At 39.0% G+C, this 22397-nt stretch carries 22 protein-coding genes; 14 read left to right on the plus strand and 8 right to left on the minus strand.

Annotated features, from left to right (window positions below; translation table 11 throughout):
* The first annotated feature begins 119 nt into the window (after positions 1 to 119).
* Positions 120 to 800, plus strand: coding sequence for a tRNA-uridine aminocarboxypropyltransferase (locus tag CXF64_RS00095; RefSeq protein ID WP_024590630.1), 681 nt, complete (start codon positions 120 to 122; stop codon positions 798 to 800).
* Between the two features lie 10 nt (positions 801 to 810).
* Here CXF64_RS00095 and CXF64_RS00100 read toward each other — a convergent pair whose 3' ends face one another.
* Positions 811 to 1326 (minus strand): hypothetical protein, encoded by a 516-nt coding sequence (locus tag CXF64_RS00100; protein WP_007586114.1) that lies wholly within the window; start codon positions 1324 to 1326, stop codon positions 811 to 813.
* Between the two features lie 937 nt (positions 1327 to 2263).
* Between CXF64_RS00100 and CXF64_RS00105 the strand changes: the two genes are divergently transcribed.
* Genes CXF64_RS00105 through CXF64_RS00120 form a run of 4 tightly spaced genes read left to right on the plus strand, consistent with a single transcriptional unit; the run spans position 2264 to position 6897 of the window.
* Positions 2264 to 3268 (plus strand): Fe(3+) ABC transporter substrate-binding protein, encoded by a 1005-nt coding sequence (locus CXF64_RS00105; protein ID WP_101216020.1) that lies wholly within the window; start codon positions 2264 to 2266, stop codon positions 3266 to 3268.
* Positions 3268 to 4899, plus strand: coding sequence for an ABC transporter permease (locus CXF64_RS00110; RefSeq protein ID WP_101215993.1), 1632 nt, complete (start codon positions 3268 to 3270; stop codon positions 4897 to 4899). Before CXF64_RS00105 ends, CXF64_RS00110 begins: the two co-directional genes overlap by 1 nt.
* The gene (locus CXF64_RS00115) at positions 4900 to 5949 is read left to right on the plus strand and encodes an ABC transporter ATP-binding protein (protein WP_101215994.1); all 1050 of its coding nucleotides are present in this window, start codon (positions 4900 to 4902) and stop codon (positions 5947 to 5949) included.
* Positions 5950 to 5997: 48 nt separating this feature from the next.
* Positions 5998 to 6897, plus strand: a complete 900-nt coding sequence (locus CXF64_RS00120) for a Dyp-type peroxidase (RefSeq protein WP_101215995.1) — start codon at positions 5998 to 6000, stop codon at positions 6895 to 6897.
* Positions 6898 to 6904: 7 nt separating this feature from the next.
* Here the strand turns inward: CXF64_RS00120 and argR are convergent, their stop codons facing one another.
* A complete protein-coding gene (gene argR / locus CXF64_RS00125; RefSeq protein WP_002957753.1) occupies positions 6905 to 7372 on the minus strand; it encodes a transcriptional regulator ArgR in 468 nt (155 codons plus the stop codon).
* Positions 7373 to 7597: 225 nt separating this feature from the next.
* Between argR and mdh the strand changes: the two genes are divergently transcribed.
* Entirely contained in the window at positions 7598 to 8530 is a 933-nt protein-coding gene (mdh, locus tag CXF64_RS00135) for a malate dehydrogenase (RefSeq protein WP_007586102.1), read from the plus strand.
* Between the two features lie 86 nt (positions 8531 to 8616).
* On the opposite strand, the gene ispB is transcribed toward mdh, so the two are convergent.
* Complete coding sequence (gene ispB, locus CXF64_RS00140; RefSeq protein ID WP_007586099.1) at positions 8617 to 9588, minus strand: octaprenyl diphosphate synthase; 972 nt, start codon at positions 9586 to 9588, stop codon at positions 8617 to 8619.
* Between the two features lie 422 nt (positions 9589 to 10010).
* On the opposite strand from ispB, the gene rplU reads away from it, so the two are divergent.
* The 7 genes from rplU (at position 10011) to CXF64_RS00175 (ending at position 14753) form a co-directional block, all read left to right on the plus strand.
* The gene (gene rplU / locus CXF64_RS00145) at positions 10011 to 10322 is read left to right on the plus strand and encodes a 50S ribosomal protein L21 (protein WP_002957748.1); all 312 of its coding nucleotides are present in this window, start codon (positions 10011 to 10013) and stop codon (positions 10320 to 10322) included.
* 16 nt (positions 10323 to 10338) lie between these two features.
* Positions 10339 to 10596, plus strand: a complete 258-nt coding sequence (rpmA, locus tag CXF64_RS00150; RefSeq protein ID WP_002957747.1) for a 50S ribosomal protein L27 — start codon at positions 10339 to 10341, stop codon at positions 10594 to 10596.
* Between the two features lie 140 nt (positions 10597 to 10736).
* Positions 10737 to 11894, plus strand: coding sequence for an Obg family GTPase CgtA (gene cgtA, locus CXF64_RS00155; protein ID WP_010553337.1), 1158 nt, complete (start codon positions 10737 to 10739; stop codon positions 11892 to 11894).
* 73 nt (positions 11895 to 11967) lie between these two features.
* Positions 11968 to 12459, plus strand: a complete 492-nt coding sequence (folA, locus tag CXF64_RS00160) for a type 3 dihydrofolate reductase (RefSeq protein WP_024590638.1) — start codon at positions 11968 to 11970, stop codon at positions 12457 to 12459.
* A gap of 78 nt (positions 12460 to 12537) precedes the next feature.
* Entirely contained in the window at positions 12538 to 12915 is a 378-nt protein-coding gene (locus CXF64_RS00165; RefSeq protein ID WP_007586082.1) for a DUF3718 domain-containing protein, read from the plus strand.
* 292 nt (positions 12916 to 13207) lie between these two features.
* Positions 13208 to 14092: a UTP--glucose-1-phosphate uridylyltransferase GalU gene (gene galU, locus CXF64_RS00170; RefSeq protein WP_010553334.1), complete on the plus strand. Its 885-nt coding sequence runs from the start codon at positions 13208 to 13210 to the stop codon at positions 14090 to 14092.
* Positions 14093 to 14279: 187 nt separating this feature from the next.
* Complete coding sequence (locus tag CXF64_RS00175) at positions 14280 to 14753, plus strand: peroxiredoxin (protein WP_007586078.1); 474 nt, start codon at positions 14280 to 14282, stop codon at positions 14751 to 14753.
* 104 nt (positions 14754 to 14857) lie between these two features.
* On the opposite strand, the gene CXF64_RS00180 is transcribed toward CXF64_RS00175, so the two are convergent.
* Positions 14858 to 16984, minus strand: a complete 2127-nt coding sequence (locus CXF64_RS00180; RefSeq protein WP_101215996.1) for a S8 family peptidase — start codon at positions 16982 to 16984, stop codon at positions 14858 to 14860.
* Between the two features lie 328 nt (positions 16985 to 17312).
* Here CXF64_RS00180 and CXF64_RS00185 point away from each other — a divergent pair, with 328 nt between their 5' ends.
* Positions 17313 to 18497 (plus strand): NAD(P)/FAD-dependent oxidoreductase, encoded by a 1185-nt coding sequence (locus CXF64_RS00185; protein WP_101215997.1) that lies wholly within the window; start codon positions 17313 to 17315, stop codon positions 18495 to 18497.
* A 197-nt stretch (positions 18498 to 18694) separates the two neighbouring features.
* On the opposite strand, the gene CXF64_RS00190 is transcribed toward CXF64_RS00185, so the two are convergent.
* The 4 genes from CXF64_RS00190 to CXF64_RS00205 form a co-directional block, all read right to left on the minus strand.
* Positions 18695 to 19774: a DUF4238 domain-containing protein gene (locus CXF64_RS00190; RefSeq protein WP_024608050.1), complete on the minus strand. Its 1080-nt coding sequence runs from the start codon at positions 19772 to 19774 to the stop codon at positions 18695 to 18697.
* 45 nt (positions 19775 to 19819) lie between these two features.
* Entirely contained in the window at positions 19820 to 20101 is a 282-nt protein-coding gene (locus CXF64_RS00195; protein WP_133120271.1) for a hypothetical protein, read from the minus strand.
* 109 nt (positions 20102 to 20210) lie between these two features.
* Complete coding sequence (locus tag CXF64_RS00200; protein ID WP_101215999.1) at positions 20211 to 21410, minus strand: AGE family epimerase/isomerase; 1200 nt, start codon at positions 21408 to 21410, stop codon at positions 20211 to 20213.
* Positions 21407 to 22384 (minus strand): carbohydrate kinase family protein, encoded by a 978-nt coding sequence (locus CXF64_RS00205; protein ID WP_101216000.1) that lies wholly within the window; start codon positions 22382 to 22384, stop codon positions 21407 to 21409. The genes CXF64_RS00200 and CXF64_RS00205 overlap by 4 nt, the downstream gene beginning before the upstream one ends.
* Positions 22385 to 22397 lie beyond the last annotated feature (13 nt).

The following is a 22397-nucleotide window of genomic DNA, read 5'->3' on the forward strand; positions in this document are numbered from 1 at the left end:
TTTTTATTACTTTGTTGATGCCTAACCTGAGCGCTAGAATATCCATCTCACAGCCCTTACATATCTATTATCACCAAATATAGCTACAATGCGCGCCTAATTAATTGAAGGTAAATACAGTGAAAAACTCAGTTTTAGCATTACGCGCTCAACAAATAAGTGAATCCCGTCGAGAGTTTAATGCTCGAGGCGGTAAATTAGATCGCTGTGAGCAATGCTTAATAGCTAAGCACTACTGTATTTGTAAAGGTGTTGAGCATGCAGATTGTAAAGCAGCTGTGTGCTTATTAATGTATCACAATGAAAGTTTTAAACCTTCTAATACTGGGCGCTTAATTGCTGAAATAGTGCCAGATAACCATGCCTTTAGATGGGATAGAACAGACCCTAACCCCGCTCTTTTAGCTTTGATAAGCGATTCACAATATCAGCCAATGGTAGTATTCCCTGCTGAAGATGTAGAAGAGGGCAGGGCCATTACCGAAATAAGTATTGAAGAGGGTAAAAAACCGCTATTTATATTTTTAGATGGTACCTGGCGTGAAGCTAAAAAAATGATTCGCAAAAGCCCATACTTAGATAACTTGCCTGTACTTTCTGTTACTGCTGATAAACTATCTGATTATCGATTACGTGTTGCCCCTCATGCGCATCAACTAGGCACTGCTGAAGTGGCTATTATGGTGCTAGCGCTTGCGGGAGAAATGGATGCATCTTCTAAATTAGAACAGCATTTTATTAAGTTTCGTGATGCGTATTTGCTTGGTAAGCGCAATAAAGGCCGACCGCTAGAAGAGTAGTTTTACGCAGTTAAGCGAAAGCTTGCTGCTCTTTTAAGTGAGCAAGTGCTTTATTTTGAATTGCTCTGAAGCCTTCCTCAGATGTTAATTGTAAAACCGTATTATATAATTGGCTTACGCTATTGTGAGCCTGAATAAACGAGGTGCAGTCCTCACCAATCATATCCTTAGCCTCTTCGACTCGCTTTAAAAAGTAACAGCTAATATCGGTTTTTCCCTTAAAGTGAGTAGTCGCAATAGCGTTTGCTATTCTATTAAGCTGATAACTAAATTCATCAGGTCGAGAACCCTCACCCCATTTACTAATAGAAATATCGCTTTCTAACTGGATAATTACGTTAAGTATGTTTTTAAACTCACTCATTGGCATATTTAAAAAGTTATAACCTTTGGGGCTAAATAAAGCTTTATACGGATTTTCGTTGGGAGTTTGGGCACTAAAAACACCAATTGGTTTTGCTGTACTTGCGTCTGATACTTTACATAAAAAGGTATTGCTTTGCGGCATTTTAAAATTCATATCCATTGAGTATTTATGATCCTTGCGTTACTTAGTTATCGGCGCAATTAATGAAAAACTTAGCGAAATTTAAAATATTAATAAAGTATTTGAAGGTATTAATATTGATTAGCTGGGATGCAGTATTACCCTGCAAAAGTTAGTGGTAGTTGCTTAGAGCTTTACTAAACCCAAATTTTAGGCAAAGAAAAGCGCGCTCTATCTCTAGGCGCGCTTGCGGAATCTTCTAATTTTCTGCATCCTGCAATTGAACTTAATCAACTCCAATTTTTACTAATCCATGTTTATTACTATATTACTTTTTAGTTCTATGTAATGTAGACCATCCGGGCCTGTATCCTTAAATTCCTAAACATCCTGTAGGGTAAATACTATTACCAAATCCTTAATTACACTTCCTAGTGTATCCCTATTTTAACCAATCCATTGTGTTGCCTTAAAGGCCTGTCCATTTATTCCTTAAACATCCTGTTAAACAACTTAGCCGTGTTGTTATCCTTTTCGCATCTTCCTGACGCTGTCCTTTTTACAACATTGCGTTGTGATACTCATCCTGAGCCTGTCCTAAAATCCGTGTTGTCCTGGTAACCTAATCATTGGTTGGTTGAGTAAGCAGTCCATTTCCTTTTACTCAATAAGCGTCATTGCTTGGTTGATGCGTAAATTATAGTGCAATAGAGCAACTAAAATAGGGATAAAACTACGTTCAATTAGTATTTATGCAATAGTAATAATGTAAAAGTTCAATTAATACATGTTGTTAGGTTGTTTTTGTGTGTTTTTTATCTTGATTTTTACTCATTAGCTGTCACATCCGTGAGACATCTCTTACACTGCATTTCCTTTTTGGGCGTTATTTACATATTTACATTTATTTAAAGTGTGCACTTTTTGAATGAGCGCGGTAGAATTCGATGATAATAACAATTATTTAGGTGAAATAATGAAGACAGTATTTACACTTGTTTTAGGGTTAGCAGCATCGGCACCAGCCTTTGCAAGTGACGTTGTTAATATATATTCTTTTCGTCAGCCGTTTTTGATTCAGCCAATTTTAGACGATTTTACAAAACAAACGGGAATAAAAACCAATGTTGTTTTTGCTAAAAAAGGGTTAATTGAGCGTGTTAAACGTGAAGGTAAACATAGTAAAGCCGATTTAGTATTAACCTCTAATTTTAGTGCGCTTATTCAATTAGAAGATTTAAAATTAACACAAACTATAAAAAGTGACAGTGTAAATAATAACGTGCCTGCAGCTTTTCGTGACGGTGATGGCCAATGGGTCGCGCTTACTAAGCGAGTGCGTAATGTGTATTCATCAAAAGAGCGAATTGGTGCGTTACCTAAGCTCACTTATGAAGATTTAGCAGATCCTAAATACAAAGGACAAATTTGTACGCGATCAGGCAAACATCCATATAACTTAGGTTTAGTGGCTTCTATGATTGCACACCATGGTGAAGCGCAAACCAAAGAGTGGCTTGAAGGTGTTAAGGCTAATTTAGCACGCAAACCTCAAGGTAACGATCGTGCTCAAGTTAAAGCCGTTAAAGAAGGTTTATGTAACTTGGCATTAGGTAATAGTTACTACCTTGGTAAAATGCTAGAAGATAAAGAACAAAAAGGTTGGGCAGAGGCCGTAAATATTAACTTTCCGAATCAAACTAATCGTGGCTCACACATAAATGTTTCGGGTGCGGTTATTACCAAATATGCTAAAAACCCTGAAAATGCATTAAAGCTCATAGAATATATGACCGACAGCAAAGCACAAAACATGTATGCCTCATTAAATATGGAGTATCCAGTTAAGTCGGGTGTTGAACTATCAAGTTTGGTTGCCTCTTGGGGGAGTTTTAAAGAAGACAGCTTGCCACTTGATGAGATTAGTAAATATCGTCCGTTAGCGCTTAAGCTAATTGATGAGGTGAAGTTCGATCTTTAATGACTAATAAATTTAAGCTGTCTAAATGGCAGCTCTTTGCGTGGTCGACTGGCTTAATTCTATCGGCCCCGTTGTTTTTTCTTCTTTTTGAATCTCTACAAGGTAGCTCTGAGGTGTTTTCTCACCTGTGGGATACCGTGCTTTGGGATTACATAACCAATACCGTATTGCTTGTTTTAGGTGTTTGCGTCCTTAGCTGCGCCATAGCTTTGCCACTTGGATGGCTAACGGCTTACTGTAGTTTCCCGGGTAAAAAACAGTTTGAATGGGCACTTATGCTGCCCCTTGCTATGCCCACCTATATTATTGCCTATGTATACACTGATTTATTAGATTATGCGGGCCCGGTGCAAATAGCGCTGAGAGAATGGTTTGGCTGGCAATCGCCTAATGACTATTGGTTTTTTGATATACGTACATTACCCGGGGCCATCGTTATGATTGCCTTGGTGCTTTATCCGTATTTATTTTTGATTTTTAAAACGGCTCTTCGCGAGCAGTCATTCAAATTAGTACAAGCTAGCCAGTTAATGGGATTATCTCCTTGGCAAAGTTTCTTTAAAGTAAGCTTAGTACTCTCTCGTGGGGCTATTGTGGCGGCTCTTGCGCTTATAAGTATGGAAACCATGGCTGACTTTGCAACAGTGAGTTATTTTGCCGTAAGTACATTAACGACTGCCGTATACGATACGTGGTTTGGTTATTACTCACTTACAGCGGCAGCTAAAATATCGGGTGTGATGTTATTACTGTTATTTTTAGCATTAATGGCAGAGCGCTTTAGTCGTCGTAACCAAGCGGTATTTGAGCGCCAATCAAGTGTAAATAGTGAATCTCTCTATGTATTAAAAGGAAAGTCAGCTTGGCTCGCAACGGCATTTTGTAGCTTTATTTTACTTATCGCGTTTGTAACTCCTATTGCAGTACTTATAAATTACGCCATTACCTACTTTGATAAAGCATGGAATGTAGAGTTTTTTAGTTACGCTTGGCAAAGTTTAAAAGTGGCAGGGGTTGTGAGCCTAATAACGATTACGTTGAGTATTTTTGTCGTTTTTTATCAGCGTGTGGCAAAGCAAACGTATCCGCTTATTCCTGGGCGTTTAGCAAGCACAGGCTATGCGTTGCCTGGCACAGTACTCGCTATTGCGGTTTTGTTACCTCTTACATTGTTAGAGAACACCATCAACACAGCGCTCGAGCCGTATAACTTAGACATTGGCTTGCTGCTTACAGGTAGCATTCTTACTATTATTATTGCTTATATTGTTAGGTTTTACGCTATTGCACACGGAGCAATTGAGTCGAGTTTTTTACGTATTAGCCCATCACTTGATATGGCAAGCCAATCAATGGGTAAAAGCCAAGGACAAACACTGCGTTTAGTGCACCTACCTTTACTGCGAAGAGGATTGCTTACTGCTGCGTTATTGGTATTTATTGAGTGCATGAAAGAACTGCCAGCTGCGCTATTGCTCAGACCGTTTAATTTTGAAAGCTTAGCTACTCATGTATTTCAGTATGTGAGTGACGAGCAGTTAGAGCTTGCTTCTATATCGGCATTATTTATTGTTATTGTTGGGTTTATTCCTTTGTATTTTATTAATCGTTCTATGGAGCAGCGTAGTTAAATGAGTAGTTTAATTTTACAAGGCGTGAGCTATCACTATAACGGTACAAAGGTTATTCACGATTTAGATTTAACAGTGGGTAAAGATGAAATTGTTTGTCTACTCGGAGCGAGTGGGTGCGGCAAAACGACCACGTTAAAAGCGATTGCAGGTTTAATTGAAGCTAAGCAAGGGTCTATTTTTATAGACGGTAAATTAGTGAGTGATGAGCAATCGTTTGTCTCGCCTGAGCACCGTAACATCGGCATGATGTTTCAAGATTATGCGTTGTTTCCGCATTTGACGGTGGCAAATAATATCGCATTTGGGCTTAGTAAAATGAGTAAAGCTCAAAAGCAGCAACGCGTTGATGAAATGCTTAAGCTGGTACATTTAATTGGCTGTGCTGACAGGTTTCCGCATCAGTTATCGGGTGGCCAACAGCAGCGTGTAGCTATTGCTCGTGCATTAGCTTATAAACCTAGTTTATTGCTACTTGATGAACCTTTTTCAAATATAGATACGCAAGTACGCTTTGAATTAATTGCCGATATACGTCGAATTATTAAGGCAACCCAAGTATCTGCTGTGTTTGTTACACATTCAAAAGAAGAGGCGTTTGCCTTTTCAGATACACTTGCCATTATGCATCGCGGTAAAATTGAGCAACAAGGCACGCCTGAGCAGCTTTTTGCAGCTCCATGTTCAAAGGAGGTTGCAGAGTTTCTGGGTCAAGGCATATACTTGAGCGCAGAAGTATTAACAGCAACTGAATACAAAACACCATTTGGTTTAGTCGAATCTTATATTGAGAGTAAGCATAACGTAAGCGTAGGGCTTATATATGTACGCCCTCATCAAATAGAATTAGTGGCAGATAACCAAAGTGACAAATTCAGCAAGCGAGCTACAATCATAAGTCGTCGCTTTATTGGTTCGGCGTATGTTTATTCACTTGTTATTGATGAACAAGAAATTGAAGTTGCTGCACAATATGGCCAGTCATTTGAAAATAATGAACAGGTTATAATAAAAATAAAACCTCACACGGTGAATTTTTTCGAATCGTAATTAATTTGTTATTCGCTGTGTTTTTATCTGTAAAACTAAGGAATAACAATGGCGCAAGCGCAATCAGGGATTTGTGCTGAAGCAAACTTACACGGTTTGCACTTATTTTTTAATGTGTTTGATGGTCAAGATGAATCACTTCGCGCAAAGTTAAAACAAGTAAGCGCTATTGAAGAAGAATTTAGCGATCAATTTTCAGAATCAATGCTCTCTTGCATGGTTGCTATTGGTGCGCAATATTGGCCGCATATCCTCCCTGAATACATCCCAAGCGAGCTACAGAGCTTTCCTAATATAAACCATAGCGATCATCAAATGAGCGTACAACCGTGCGATTTATTTGTGCAAATTCGCTCTGACCGTGAAGACGTTAACCATTTATTTGCGCTGCAAATTTTAAAACTATTTGCTCCCGATGTTGAGCTGGTGGAGCAAATTCGTAATTTTCGCTTTTTAGATGGTCGTGATTTTAATGGTTTTATTTATGGTGGCGACACCGCACATGGAAGAAAAAAGCGCGCTACGGCTTTAATTAGTAACCCTGGTAATTTTGAAGATCAGGGGAGTTATATTCATGTACAGCGTTATAAGCATGACTTAACTATGTGGCAGCATTTATCATTGAGCGAGCAAGAACAAATAATGGGGCGTACGCGCCTTGATAACACGCTAATTACCCCTGCGATCGAAACCAGCCATGCTTCGCGAAGTGAGCTAAAAGACGAAGACGGACAACCGCTACTATTAAATCAGAGCATGCCTTATGGCGATGTGTATGAGCAGGGAATGTTATCAATTACATGCGCTTGTACGGGCACCGCATTTGAAAAAGTACTTAATAGTCGTTTAGGGGAAGGGGATCGTTACGACCACTGGCTTGATTTTACTCAAGCCGATATGGGTTCTGCTTTCTTTGCGCCTTCAGTCGGGTTTTTAAAACAAATTTAGTTTGCTATTAAACCGTATCAAATAAAATGCGAACACGTTCAAGTGTTACATCTATTTCAGATATTTTAGCAGGAGCGATAAAAATAGTATCGTCGCCTGCAATTGTTCCTAGTACGCCATCTGCTTTACCTAATGAATCTAATAAACGAGCGATAAGCTGAGCGGCGCCTGGACTGGTACGAATAATGATCATCATTTCGTTGTGCATAATGTCGATTACTAATTGGCGTAATGGGCTTTTAGCCGTAGGTACACCCATTTCAGCAGGTAAGCAGTAAACCATTTCTTGTTTGGCGTTACGTGTGCGTACAGCACCAAATTTACTTAGCATGCGCGATACTTTACTTTGGCTTATATTGTCAAAGCCTTGATCTTTTAATGCATCAACTATTTCGCCTTGAGAGCCAAAATTTTCTTCTTTTAATAGTGATTTAAATGCTTTTACCAGTGCTTCTTGTTTATCTTGTGGTTGCATAGTCTTTATTCGTTTTTGTTATTTATGCCGCAAATTCTACACAAAAATGAATAATTATGCAGCAGTTGTTTAGTTAACTTGCCAGTTTGATGCGTTAAATCACAAAAGTTTACGACTATGGTCGAAAATATACTTGAAATAGACAGGATAAATTTGTTTTTAGTCGCTAATTTCATTATCTTAAGAGCCACAAATGTTTCCTACCTCAAATTACGGAGAATTCCAATGAAAGTTGCTGTATTAGGTGCTGCAGGCGGTATCGGCCAAGCGTTGTCTTTATTATTAAAAACAGGCTTACCAGCTGGCTCTGAATTATCACTTTATGATGTTGCACCAGTAGTACCAGGTGTTGCGGTTGACCTTTCTCACATCCCAACAGATGTTAAAGTAGCAGGCTTTGGCGCAGACGAATTAAACAAAGCGCTTGAAGGCTCTGACATCGTTCTTATCCCAGCGGGTATGCCACGTAAACCAGGTATGGATCGTGCTGATTTATTTAATGTAAATGCTGGTATCATCAAAACTTTAGCAGAAGGCATTGTTGCTAGCTGTCCTAAAGCGTTAGTAGGTATTATTACTAACCCAGTAAATGGCACAGTTCCAATCGTTGCTGAAGTATTCAAAAAAGCAGGTACTTACGACGCTAAACGCGTATTCGGTATTACTACGCTTGACGTTATTCGTTCAGAAGCATTTGTTGCTGAACTTAAAGGCGTAGACGTAGCAACTGTTAAAGTACCAGTAATTGGTGGTCACTCAGGCACAACTATTCTTCCTCTACTTTCTCAAGTTGAAGGTGTTTCTTTCACTGATGAAGAAGTTGCTGCACTTACTCCACGTATCCAAAATGCGGGTACTGAAGTTGTAAATGCTAAAGCAGGCGGTGGTTCAGCTACGCTATCTATGGGTGCTGCTGCAGCTCGTTTTTGTATGTCTTTAGTTAAAGGCCTACAGGGTGAAGAAGTTGTAGATTACGCTTACGTTGCTGTTGAAAATGGCGATGCAGAGTACTTTGCACATCCAGTACGTTTAGGTAAAAACGGCGTAGAAGAAATTCTTTCTTACGGCGAACTAAGCGCATTTGAAACAAAAGCAAAAAATGACATGCTTGAAACACTGAAAAAAGACATCAAAGAAGGTGTTGATTTCATGGCGTAATAGCCAAAGTAGAATAACAAAAAAGCCTGCATTTGCAGGCTTTTTTATTGCTCAGAATTAATTTCACACTGTGTAACTGGTTAAAACTAGTGGTCGCGGTCAACCGCAATACGGGCAAGGCTTATGAGTGCTTGCTTATAGTCAGACTCAGCTAAAAAGTCTAAACACGCAATAGCTTTGTCAGCTTCAAGCTCTGCTTTTTGCATTGTAAATTCAAGCGCATTAGTTTGCTTTAGTGCAGATAAAATGTCTTCTAAATGCTCCATACCATTACTGTGCTCTATTGCATCACGAATAAGCTGCGTTTGCTGCTCGCTACCATGTTGCATGGCATAAATAAGTGGAAGCGTTGGTTTGCCTTCAGCTAAATCATCACCAATGTTTTTACCCAACTGCTCAGCATCTGCATTGTAATCGAGTACATCATCTACTAGCTGAAACGCAGTACCTAAATGCATACCATATAGGTTTAGTGCATCGAGAGTAGTTTGGTCTTGCTCAGTAATAATGGCAGCAAGGCCTGTCGCTGCTTCAAACAACTTAGCTGTTTTAGAGTAAATAACCTGCATATAACTGGCTTCGGTTGTATCTGGGTCGTTGCAGTTCATTAACTGCAATACTTCACCTTCAGCAATAATGTTTGTTGCATCGGCAAGTACTTGCATAACCTGCATTTTTCCAAGGCCAACCATAAGCTGAAATGAACGAGTGTAAATAAAGTCACCAACCAATACGCTAGCAGCATTACCAAATTCAGCATTTGCTGTAGGTGTGCCACGTCGTAAGTTTGATTCATCTACAACATCATCATGCAATAGCGTTGCTGTATGAATAAACTCAACAATTGTTGCAAGTGTTATGTGATCTTTACCCTGATAACCGAGCGCTTTGGCTGCTAAAATCGCGAGCATTGGACGAACGCGTTTGCCGCCACTGCTAACTATATATAAACCAAGCTGATTAACTAACGCCACATCTGAGCGCATTTGCGCATGTATAAGTTGATTGACGTCATTCATATCGCTTTCGATTAACGCCTGGATAGCTTTTATATCCATTGATCTCCGAGCCAATTTTTATGTGTGAACGGCGCAGATTGTACAACAAAAAATGCACTAGCTCGATATTTTGTGACGATTGATTGAAAAAACACTATTAAAGTACTTAATTTAGACTGAATTAGCCAAGATAACTGATTAATTGATAATCAATATACAGTTTATGGTGTGCTTAGATATTAAGCTGTGAGGGTCATATTTGAGTACATTAATTTATTTCGACTAAGAGTTAAAAAGCGCTTGGCAAAAGGGCTAATTAATATAAAATGGGGTAAATATTGAATTGCTCTCAAAGCAGCTACTTTTTATTCATTTTAATTACAAAATAGGCTTGCTAGTTATTTCGCGTTAGCGTAAACTTCGCGCCCTATCGAAGAATATTTTAGTTGCGCCGATTTGAGGGTGCACAGACGGAGTTAATTATGTACGCGGTTTTCCAAAGTGGTGGTAAACAGCATCGTGTGACTGAAGGTCAAACGATTCGTCTTGAAAAATTAGACGTTGAAACTGGTGCGGCAGTAGAATTTGATTCAGTACTTTTAGTTGCTGATGGTGAGAAAATCGAGATCGGTGTACCGTTCGTAAACGGTGGCAAGATAACAGCTGAGGTTGTTTCACATGGTCGCGGTGAGAAGATTAAGGTTGTTAAATTTAGACGCCGTAAGCATTCTCGTAAGCAAATGGGCCATCGTCAATGGTTCACTGAAGTTAAAATCACTAGCATTAGCGCTTAATTAGAGGTACTTAGAAATGGCACATAAAAAAGCAGCTGGTAGTACTCGTAACGGTCGCGATTCAGAAAGCAAACGCCTAGGTGTTAAGCGTTTTGGTGGCGAATCAGTTCTAGCGGGTAGCATCATTGTTCGTCAGCGTGGAACTCGTTTCCACCCTGGTACTAACGTAGGTATCGGTAAAGACCACACTATCTTCGCAAAAGCAGATGGTAAAGTTCAGTTTGAACAAAAAGGTCCTTTAAACCGTAAATACGTAACTATCGTAACTGAGTAATCAGTAAGGTAGTTAAAAACCCCGCCTTTGCGGGGTTTTTTGTTTTGTAGTCAGTCAAAATATATACCCAAGCCTGCATTTGTGTTGGCTTGGGTATATAATAGAGTTATTAAACAAGCCAATCCCTAAAGTGAGTAATCATGAAGTTTGTAGATGAAGTAGAAATTCGCGCAGAAGCTGGAGACGGTGGCAGCGGCATCGTGTCTTTCCGTCGTGAAAAATATGTTCCAGATGGTGGACCAGACGGCGGTGACGGTGGAGACGGTGGTAGTGTTTATCTACAAGCTGATGAAAACTTAAATACCCTAATTGATTATCAGTTTGAGCGCTTTCATAGAGCTGAACGTGGTACTAATGGTCGTAGCCGTAACTGTACAGGCCGAAAAGCCGATGACTTATTTGTTATGGTGCCTGTAGGCACGCGCATCATGGATGTTGATACCCAAGAGGGACTTGGCGACTTAACTCAAGATGGTCAACGAATTTTGGTTGCAAAAGGTGGTTTCCACGGCTTGGGGAATGCACGTTTTAAATCAAGTACTAACCGAGCACCTCGTCAAAAAACATTGGGCACACCCGGTGAAGTACGTAACTTAAAGTTAGAGTTACTATTATTAGCTGATGTAGGCTTACTAGGATTACCAAATGCAGGTAAATCTACGTTTATCCGCAGTGTATCTGCAGCAAGACCAAAAGTAGCTGATTACCCATTCACGACGCTTATTCCTAATTTAGGTGTGGTACGTCCAGAAGCAAATAAATCATTTGTTATAGCCGATATTCCGGGTCTAATTGAAGGTGCATCTGATGGTGCAGGCCTAGGTATTCGCTTCTTGAAGCATTTAGAGCGTTGTCGTGTGTTATTGCACATTATTGATGTAATGCCGGTAGATGGTTCAAACCCTGTTGATAATGCATTCTCGATTATTAACGAGCTACACCAATACAGTCCTAAATTAGCTGAAAAACCACGCTGGTTAGTGTTTAATAAAATAGATTTATTACCAGCAGATGAAGCAAAAGCGCTATGCGAAGCGATTGCAGAAGAGCTGGGCGAAACTGAAAATATTTATCACATTTCAGCAATTAATAAACTTAATACTCAACCTTTAATCCACAACATAATGACACTACTTGATAGCATGCCTAAAGAGAAGTTTGTACAAGTTGAAGATGAAGAAGTTGAATTCAAGTGGGATACCTATCATGAAAAAGCCACTAAAGGTAAAGGCAATGATGATGATTGGGACGACTGGGATGAAGATGATTACGACGTAGAAGTTGTCTACGAGCGTTAATTAAATAAAATTTATTAAAAAGGAGCTTATGCTCCTTTTTCTTTGTTTAAGAATAAAGTACTAGGTGTTTATTATGATAATTTCAATGATTGCAGCAATGGCAAATAACCGTGTAATTGGCCTAGATAATAAAATGCCATGGCATTTACCTGCGGATCTTCAGCATTTTAAAAAAATAACTACGGGTAAACCAGTGATCATGGGTCGTAAAACTTTTGAGTCAATAGGCCGTCCTTTACCTGGGCGTCGTAATATTATTATTACTCGAAACAGCGAATATACTGCACAGGGTATTGAAGTGGTAACTACACCAGAGGCCGCACTAGAACTAGTTTGTGCTGTTGAAGAAGTAATGATTATTGGTGGCGGTAATATTTATGAGCAATTTTTACCAAAAGCAGAACGCTTGTATTTAACCTTTATTGATTTAGATATTAAAGGCGATACACAGTTTCCTGATTACAATAAAGTTGCTAATTGGGACGTGAAAGAAGAGCAAGAAAACCTTCCTGATGAAAAAAACAAATCTAGTTATAAATTCGTAACTTTGTATAAAGAACATTAACATTATTGCGTAATTTTTGATAGATTGATATAATATTTGATAGTCTATATAAGAACAAAGTATTATAAAGGGTTTGTCATGTTTAAATTACCAAAGCTAGTTGCACTTACTGCTGTTGTCGCTGTAAGTTCTTTTTCGTATACAGCACCTGCAAATGCTGAAGATCAATTAGCAGTATCTATTTGTGAATATATTGCGGCAGACGATAAAAACCGATTACGCAGCAAGCTTAAAAGCTCTCGTGTAAAAATTCGTAATATTTATGATGCAGTACAATGTAATGGTAATAACTTATTACGTCATGCTGTTGCTAGTAATGCAGTGGATACTGGTGAGTATATAGTTAAAAACTTATCAAAAAGTGCTCTAACAGATGGTGCTGATATTGCTTGGGCTGAAGGCAACTTTGCTAGCTCACCACTTATTGCAGTGATTAAAGATCGCGCTGGTCTTTAATTATAAAAAGGTTTTATAACTCTACCTTCAGTAAGGTATTGTTAAATATTGATTAGTCTGAAGTTGTTATTAATAACAATCTCAGGCTTTTTTATTTAGCTAATGTAATCCCACCCCTAACAAAATCATTAATAAGTTCACTATTTACCTATCTATTTTATATTCCCAAAGTGTAGAGTCTTCACTTTAAAAGCAGCTTCAAATTTACTTCTTCAAAAGAGGTAACTTTATTCAGCTGGTATCTATTTTGTATCTGCTAGTTTATTTACAAACTTAATCACTAAGGATAGATATGAAAGCTGTAATTCCAGTAGCAGGCTTAGGGACGAGAATGCTCCCTATGACAAAAGCTATTCCAAAAGAAATGCTCCCTATAGTTGATAAACCTCTAATTCAATATATTGTCAGCGAATGTGTATCTGCCGGTATTAAAGATATTGTATTAGTTACACACAGCTCTAAAAATGCAATCGAAAACCATTTTGATACAAGTTACGAGCTAGAAGCTACTCTTGAAAAACGTGTTAAACGTGCTTTATTAGATGAGATTCGCTCTATTTGTCCGCCTGATGTCACCATTATGAGTGTACGCCAAGGTGAAGCTAAAGGGCTAGGGCATGCTATTTTGTGTGCTAAGCCAATAGTCGGCGATAATGATTTTGTCGTACTCCTGCCAGATGTGATACTTGATGCCTATACTGCCGATCAAGAAACTGAAAACTTAGCGGCCATGATTAAACGCTTTAAAGAAACTCAAGCAAGCCAAATAATGCTTGAGCCGGTAGCTAAAGAAGACGTGAGTAAATATGGCATTGCTGATATAAACGGTGTTGAGTTAATGCCAGGTAAAAGTGCTGCAATTAAAGCAATGGTTGAAAAACCTGATGCTGATTTAGCACCTTCGAATCTTGCTGTTGTAGGGCGATATGTACTGAGTAAGAATATTTGGCCTTTACTCGCAAAAACGTCTGTAGGTGCTGGCGGTGAAATACAACTTACAGATTCTATTGACGCATTAATGGCACAAGAAACCGTTGAAGCATTCCATATGAGTGGTCGCTCTCACGATTGCGGAGATAAGTTAGGCTACTTAAAAGCAATTGTAGAGTACAGCATGCGGGATAAAAAGTTAGGTAATGACTTTTCTCGCTTTATAAATGATTTGAATTTACCTTAACTACAGAGCAATAAATTTATGAAAACTATAGAAGCTAAAATAGTTTTCATAAAATGTAGTGAACTCGGTCTATAAACCTTTGCTAGACTACTCTGGGTTACTAAGTTAGTTACACTTTACCTACACTGTAATAGGTTACGTAGTATGATTGTTACTTATTCTGTATTGATCTTTTAAAGGAACCACCATGATTGAGCAAGGCCAAGAATTACCATCGGTTACGTTAACGCAATTAACTGACGACGGTATGCAATCTCTTACAAATAAAGAGTTGTTTGAAGGTAAAAAAGTCGTGTTATTTGCAGTGCCAGGTGCATTTACACCAACGTGTTCAAATGCACATCTACCTGAATTTATTACTCTTGCTGATAAAATTAAAGCAAAAGGTGTTGATGCTATTTACTGTGTATCTGTTAATGACGCATTTGTTATGAAAGCATGGGGCGACTCGCAAAACGCGCAAGAAATTACCATGCTTGCCGATGGCGATGGAAGTTTCACTAAATCGTTAGGGCTTGATAAAGATACCGCTAGTTTTGGTGGTTTACGTTCAACGCGTTACGCTATGATTGTTGAAAATGCAGTAGTAACTGGTTTATTTGTAGAGCAAGACAAAGAGTTTGTTGTAAGCCGCGCAGAATCAGTACTAGAGAAGCTATAACAGTAATAAAGTGTAGGTTTTAGCTTTAATTAATCAGCTACTTACTATTTAAAAACCGATGTTGGAAACAACATCGGTTTTTTATTTACGGCTCAAATTTTAAATTACGGTTGGTATTGTCCGCTAAGTGTTAAACCAGAGAAAGTGCTATAAGCGTTAACGCTTAAGTGCCAAGTACCTGCTTGTGGATTGGTAAATGTACATGTTTCTGCGTTGCCATTTTTATAAGGGCGACAATCGTACGTAGTGGTTGTTGGTTGGCTGCCATATTTTACAAATAAGTCTGCATCGCCACTTCCACCCGACGTTGTTACTGTAAACGTACTCATTCCTGAAGGTACATCTAACGTGTAATGTTTCCACTGACCAGTATTGGCTGTCACATCGCTTATAGTGCCGCCGCCAGCTTGTGGAGTGCCTGTACCGCCACCAGACGATGAACCACCAGTAATATTACCTACCAAGCTCACAGCTGAATACGCAGAGTAGCCGTTAAGCATTACGTGGTAAGTGCCCGCAGTAGGGTTATCAATAGAACACTCTTCGCTATTACCGCCTTTATAAGGGCGACAGTCATAGGTAGTAGTTGTAGGTTTACTGCCCGCACGTACGTATAAATCAGCATCACCAGTACCACCACTCATAGTGAATGTTACGTTAGTTGCACCACTTGGTACGGTCATAGTGTAAAACGCTTGTGCATTTGCAGCCCCACTTAAACCTGTTTTAGCTTCACCATTAATAAGCTCGCTATCACCGCCTGTAGGCGGAGTAGTGCCGCCACTTGCTGCTGCAACAGCTGCGGCTGCATCAACAATACCCGTACCACAGCTAGTACATGTAGCAGGGAATGAACGGGTTGTTGATTTTAAAATACTTTCTATTTCGTCAGGCGTTGCATCTGGTTTTGCTTGCTTAATAAGTGCCGCAACACCTGCTACGTGAGGCGCAGCCATTGATGTACCTTGCGAATAACCGTAACTGTCGCTTGAAGGTATAGACGAACCTGAATTGTAAGTTGATAGAACACCTTCAGAGTCGTTTGCAAAACTTTGCGCGCCACCCGGTGCTGCAACATCAATATTGCTACCGTAGTTTGAGTAATAAGCTCGACCGCCATTACGACCTACTGATGCTACGTTTACTACACCATTACAGTTACCTGGGTTGTAGTTTGCAGAGTTATCGTTATCGTTACCTGCAGCAATAACTACCACAGTGCCGTTACTACGCGCGGTGTTAATTGCATTTTGAGTTGTCGAGCTACATGAACCGCTGCCACCTAAACTCATATTTATTACATCTGCAGGGTTTGAGTTAGCAGGAATGCCTGAAACACTTCCGCCAGATGCCCAAATAATACCATCTGCAATATCAGAGGTTAAACCACCACACTTACCAAGTACACGAACAGGCACTACTTTTGCGTTATAAGCTACGCCTGCAACACCTTCACCGTTATTGGTTACCGCAGCAACTGTGCCGGCTACGTGCGTGCCGTGCCAGCTAGAGTTTTGTGCACCGTTAGTGCCACATTCATTCGCAGCAACTGCATCACCAGGATCACGTGCATCGCTATCGCGACCACCGCCATCGTTAGCTACTGATAGGTTAGAGATCATATCGTAACCCGGTAAAATGTTAGCATTTAAATCGGCATGTGGGCGGTAACCCGTATCTAGTACAGCTACAACTACACCGCTACCCGTTGCGGTATCCCATGCTGTAGGTAAGTTTAAACCACCGGCTTGCTCGTAGTAATGCCATTGGTCATCAAAGCGTGGATCGTTAGGAGTTGAAAACGGCTTTAACATTTGATCCACTTCAATGTATTCAACATTGCCTGAATCAACCATTTCTTGCATAAACTCTTGGGCCTCTGCCGCACTTAATTTTTTATCAGCACGCATTACGTGGTGGTTATTAAGTGCCATTGCACGAATATATTTTGCTTTTACTTTGCCTTTTTTAGAAGCGAAGTTTTTAACAAAGCTTTGTGCGCGCTTTTTCATGCTAGACGGGCTTGCGTCAGCAGTTGAAAAGCTCGCCATTTCGTTATTATTTTTATATTTAATAATGAACTGAGTTTCGAAACTGCCTTGGCTTTGTAGTTTAGCCGATGTTTCAGCCATTGAACTTGAAACTGATTGAGCCATGCCAGATGTTGCTGCAAAAAGCGTACTAACTGTAATTGCAATTGCGCATCTTTTAAAAGTTTTACTAGTTGTCATAATTATCCCTAGATTTTTATTTATTATTTCGTGATATAAGATCACGATGCGGGAACAAAAGTAAACGATCTGTTAACTAGGTTAAAATATCAATTTATTATGTACCTCTTTCATTTAGTTATAACCCAGGTTTTTAGCGGTTTACTCGTTGTTTAGTATTTGTCATATAAATTAAAAATAAGCATAAAGGGTTGTTTTATTGTGAGGGTAATTATTCCCTACTTATTAGTGATGTGTTTTTGTTGTGTTATTACTAATAATTCAAATGCTGCGTTGTTAGCTATTAAACTTTGCTATAATCGAGCAAATTTTTTAATGAGATAAATAAATGACCCAAGTAGATGTAATTGTAATAGGTGCGGGAGCAGCAGGATTAATGTGTGCAGCGCAAGCTGGATACCGTGGCCGAAGCGTTACAGTACTTGATATGGGGAAAAAACCAGGTCGTAAAATTTTAATAAGTGGTGGTGGGCGTTGCAATTTTACAAATGAAAATGCAACCCCGGATAACTACTTATGCACAAACTCTCATTTTGTTAAATCATGCTTAAGTCGTTATACACAGCATGACTTTATTGAGCTGGTGGACAGACATGGCTTGGCGTATCACCATAAAACACTAGGCCAGCTTTTTTGCGATAACAATGCACAAGACATTGTTGATATTTTACTAACCGAATGTGAGTGGGCCGGAGTAAATATAAAGCTACGCAGTGAAGTGATCAGTGTATCAAAAACCGAAACCGGCTATAGCGTTACCACAGAGCAAGAAACCTTAAGCTGTGAGTCGTTAGTTATAGCATCAGGTGGCTTAACCATGCCAAAACTAGGGGCTACACCAATAGGTTATAAAATTGCAGAGCAGTTTGGCTTAAGCGTGTTACCAACTATGGCTGCACTTGTGCCGTTTACTCTGCATCAGCATGATAAAGAGCGTTTTGAAGGGCTTTCGGGAATTAGTATTCCTTGTGAAGTTTCAAGCGAAGACGGCACCGTATTTAAAGAAAATATCCTCTTTACTCACCGAGGGTTATCGGGCCCTGCAATATTGCAAATAAGCTCATTTTGGCGAGCAGGGCAGGCTGTAACTATAAACCTATTACCTGAAATTGATTTAAGGCAGCAACTTGCTGATTGGCGAGAAACGCAAGCCCAAAAGTCCTTAAAAAATAGCCTTGCGACTATTTTACCTAAACGCTTTATAGAAATACTGCACGAAAGCAAAGCGATACCAGATTGTAATATTAATCAGCTTACACATGCCCAAATAGATGAGTTAGTAAATTACATTCATGCGTGGCAAATTAAACCCAATGGCACAGAAGGTTATAGAACAGCAGAAGTAACATTGGGCGGTGTAGATACCGACGAGTTGAGCTCAAAAACCTTTGAAGCTAAAAAAGCTAAAGGCCTATACTTTATAGGCGAAGTAACTGACGTAACGGGCTGGCTTGGGGGCTACAATTTCCAGTATGCTTGGAGCTGTGGATTTGCTTGTGGGCAGTACGCTTAGGTTGTGTAGAGACAATAAAGTTTGTAACCTTGGGGTGATCGCTTCACCCCTTAACCTTGGTAAAAAATATTATTTAAAATATGATTAAAAGTTAACCACTTGAATTTAATGTATCTTATTCCTTAAAAATAAAGTCATAATTTAAGTCATAAAAGCAATAAAATAGCGATTGAAAAACAAGCAAATAAGTCATATTTTTATTCTTTTTTTGACCTCATTTCTTTAATGAATTGTTCATGTTTAGCTAATTCTTCAGGTATTCGATCATAACAGGTTATATCCTGACTTTTTTTCTTGTTTTTAACTTTGCAAAATGACAACCATCTATCAAAAATATAAGATTTACGCCAGAGGGTGATTTTACTTTTAGCTTCCCTTCCAATAATTGTGGGAGCTATGGCTTTTACTGTATTACTATAAATGCTATTCGCTGGAAACTTATCGCTCATTTTTTTAACATAGTTTGAGTCATCTGTAGACCTAAAAACAATAAATGAGCCTCGACTCCTAAATTGAAGTTCATTTAGCAGATGTATATCTGGTAAGTTTTCAATTATGGTACAGGAACTATTTTTAGCTCCCATTTTATAGATCTTACTATCATATAAACATAAGGTAATAGTGCTTGATATTGGTAAGAAAACTTGCAATCCACATTTAGACAAACCACTGATATCTATTGAGTGTAAGTTACGAAGATACCAGTTGTAATGAACCACAGGATGATCTGATATCACAAACTCAGTGGCTGTTTCATTAATTAGTATGTGCCACTCTAAATCTAAGAGAAGAGGCACTTTGAGCGCAGCTTCCAGTGTTTGCAGTTGAAGAAAATATTTTGGGTTATCAAAAGAAACTTTTATACCGTCTAGAGCTTCTTTATCAAAACCATTTAATTGACCTAATTGATTTATTAATTCATTAAAATAATTGTCAATATTATCTAGCGAGGAAGAATATGCATTTGGTGTACGGCTTAATTGAACTAAAATAAACCGAAGAAGGTCTACTCGCCCTTCAAAATCCAATTGTCCATCAACTTCCCTTGTAATTATTTTTAAAGCCTGAGCGCCTGGCCCTTCAATATAATCACGCAAAAAATTTTCGATCGTGTTGTCTTTATCATAGAAGTTATTCTCGAATAGTTCAGCTCCAACATTAGATGGCCGTAACTTATTCCTAGTTGAATCGAATATATTAATAGCACCATCGTTATAGCTAAAGTTTTTAAGTAAACACCTGGGTACGAAGTGCTGCTTCCTTGTTATCTTTTTCATTTATATTTTCCCTACAATGTAGCGGCAATTATTAATAACCTCTAGCTATTTAATGCTAACGATCTTAGGTTTTGATTCTCGTAATAATCTAATTCTATCTTCTATATCTAGAAAATTCATCATCGCAGTTAACAGCATTGTTTGCTCTGCATATGCTTCATCTAGCCTTTGATTAGCAACATCTAACTCATGTCGGTATTTATCTTTTAGCCTTTTTTCTTTTGATTTATCTTCTTTAATTCTCTCCAAGTCAGTGCTAACAGAGCGTTTACGAGCCTTACCAGTTTTTTTAGCCTGAGTTTGTTTCTCTGATGAGATTGCATCCAAAACCTCAAGATACAAGTGGTACAGTGATTTTGGCCACCCATTAAGAAAAAAACCGCCAAACTGGCGGTTAAAAGGTCTACACAATACTGTAAAAGTTATAACTACATAGTTACTTTAATAGTTCGAGCACATCAAAACAGGCACCCATTGTATGGTAATCAGTTTTACCTATTGGGCTTTTCATCGTGTCTATTTTTTTATTGTCAGCGGTTAAAATTCTAAACCAGGCTCCGTATTTATGATCAACTAAATGCTGCCACGAATACTGCCAAATTTTGCCATACCATTGCTGATATTTTTCATCCCCTGTTGCTTGATAAAGATACGCGGCACAACACAGAGTTTCGGCTTGCACCCAAAAGTATTTATCGTCATCGCAAATAGCTTTATCAGGGGCAAAGCCGTAGCAAATACCGCCGTGTTTTTTATCCCACGCTACATTTATTGAGTTATCAAATAAGGCTTGAGCGCGTTCAATAAGCCATTTTTGTGGCTTATGCTTATTTAAAAACATAAGCAGTTTTGACCACTCTGTTTGATGTCCAGGTTGAAAGCCCCACGGACGAAATAAATTTTTAGGATCGTCTTTGTTGTACTCTAAATCGACCTGCCAATTTATATCGTAATGCTCCCAAATTAGCCCACCCATTAAATTAGCTTGGCGATTAACCATGTTGTCGGCAAGTGTGAGCGCACGGTTTAAAAATATTTCGTCTTTTGTGGCTTCATAGGCGGCAATAAGTGCTTCGCAGGTGTGCATGTTGGCGTTTTGGCCGCGGTATGAATCACATGTTGTGAAGTCACTGTTATGCTGATCTTTATATAAACCGGCTTTTGCATCCCAAAAATGTGTTTCCATTGTTTGAAATGTATCGTTTAGGTATTCGCGCGCCTCTGTAACGCCCACACGGTATGCCCAGCTGTACGCTAAAATAACAAATGCAAAGCCATAGCAATGATTGGTGTTATCAAGCACGGTAGCTTGAGCGTTTTCAACTTTTAATAACCAGTTGTAGCCACCTGTTTGCTCAACAAGGTGATGCTTACGAATAAACTCAATCCCCGATTTAACACGATTAAGATACTTTTCGTCATTAAAGGTTTGATACGCGCGTGCATAGTTAAATACAAAACGAGTAGAGCTTACTAAGTGGCGAGTGTGTTTATCAAATACCTCACCATTATCAGAAAAGTTTTGGTAAAAACCACCGTGTTCGTCGTCAATGTTTGGCTCATAAAACGCTAGTGTGTCGCTAATGTGCTGCGTTAAAAACTCACGGCTTTTAAAGTTATCAGGTGTACTTTTCATAGTGCGCTCCTAAAATCGTTAAGCGATTTTTCATTAGGTAAGGAGTTAAATGCCCCTTTGTAAGATGCGGCGTGGGCACCACATAACGAAGCAAATTCAAAAATAGTTGTTAGTATTTCAGGCGTGTTGCAAAGCTCGCTAAAAGAGCTGGGTGTCAGGTTTTGTAAGCCTAGTTGATACAGCAGTCCACCTACAAACGCATCTCCTGCAGCGGTAGCATCAACCATAGTAACCTTTTTAGGGTGAAGCGTTTGCTTGGCATTTTTTGTATACCAATGCATAGGGTTGCCTGCATCGGTAACTACAAATAGCTCACAACCGTTATTAAGTGTTTGGGTAATAAACTCATCGCTCGATTGCTCACCCGCTAAGTATTCAAGCTCTTCTTTTGAGGCTTTAATAATTGAGCAGTCTTTTAATAACGGTAAAATATGCTCGCGAGGGTTGGCATCGCTTGGCCATAAATTGAGGCGCAAGTTAATATCAAAGCTCACAATTGAGTTATTTTGTTTTGCAAATTTAACACCGTAAGCGGTGGTGTTTCTGATGTTTTTGTCGGTTAATGTGTTTGAGCAAATATGAAAAATATCGCATTGCTCAAACCATTCGCTACTAAAGTCATCGTTACTAAAGTGCAAATCGGCGGTGTTATCACGGTAAAACTCAAACGTGCGATCGCCATCGTTATCGAGTGATACAAACGCGAGAGCTGTTTTTGCTTGGTTGGTAAAACGCATAAAGTCGGTTTTTACACCTTGCTCTTTTAATGCATTATGTAAAAAGTCGCCAAAGCTATCAGTGCTTAGCATTCCTGCAAAGTAGGCATTACCGCCTAGCTTTGCAATGGCAACGCTTACGTTTGCAGGTGCGCCACCTGCAAACTTTGTAAACGCTTCGTGTTCGTTGCTGTTTTGGCTCAATTTATTTGAAAGTAAATCAACCAGTACTTCACCAAAGCATATTGTGTGTTTCATGATCTTGCCTTAG

The organism is Pseudoalteromonas sp. GutCa3 (assembly GCF_002836155.1).
GTDB classification, from domain to species: domain Bacteria; phylum Pseudomonadota; class Gammaproteobacteria; order Enterobacterales; family Alteromonadaceae; genus Pseudoalteromonas; species Pseudoalteromonas arctica.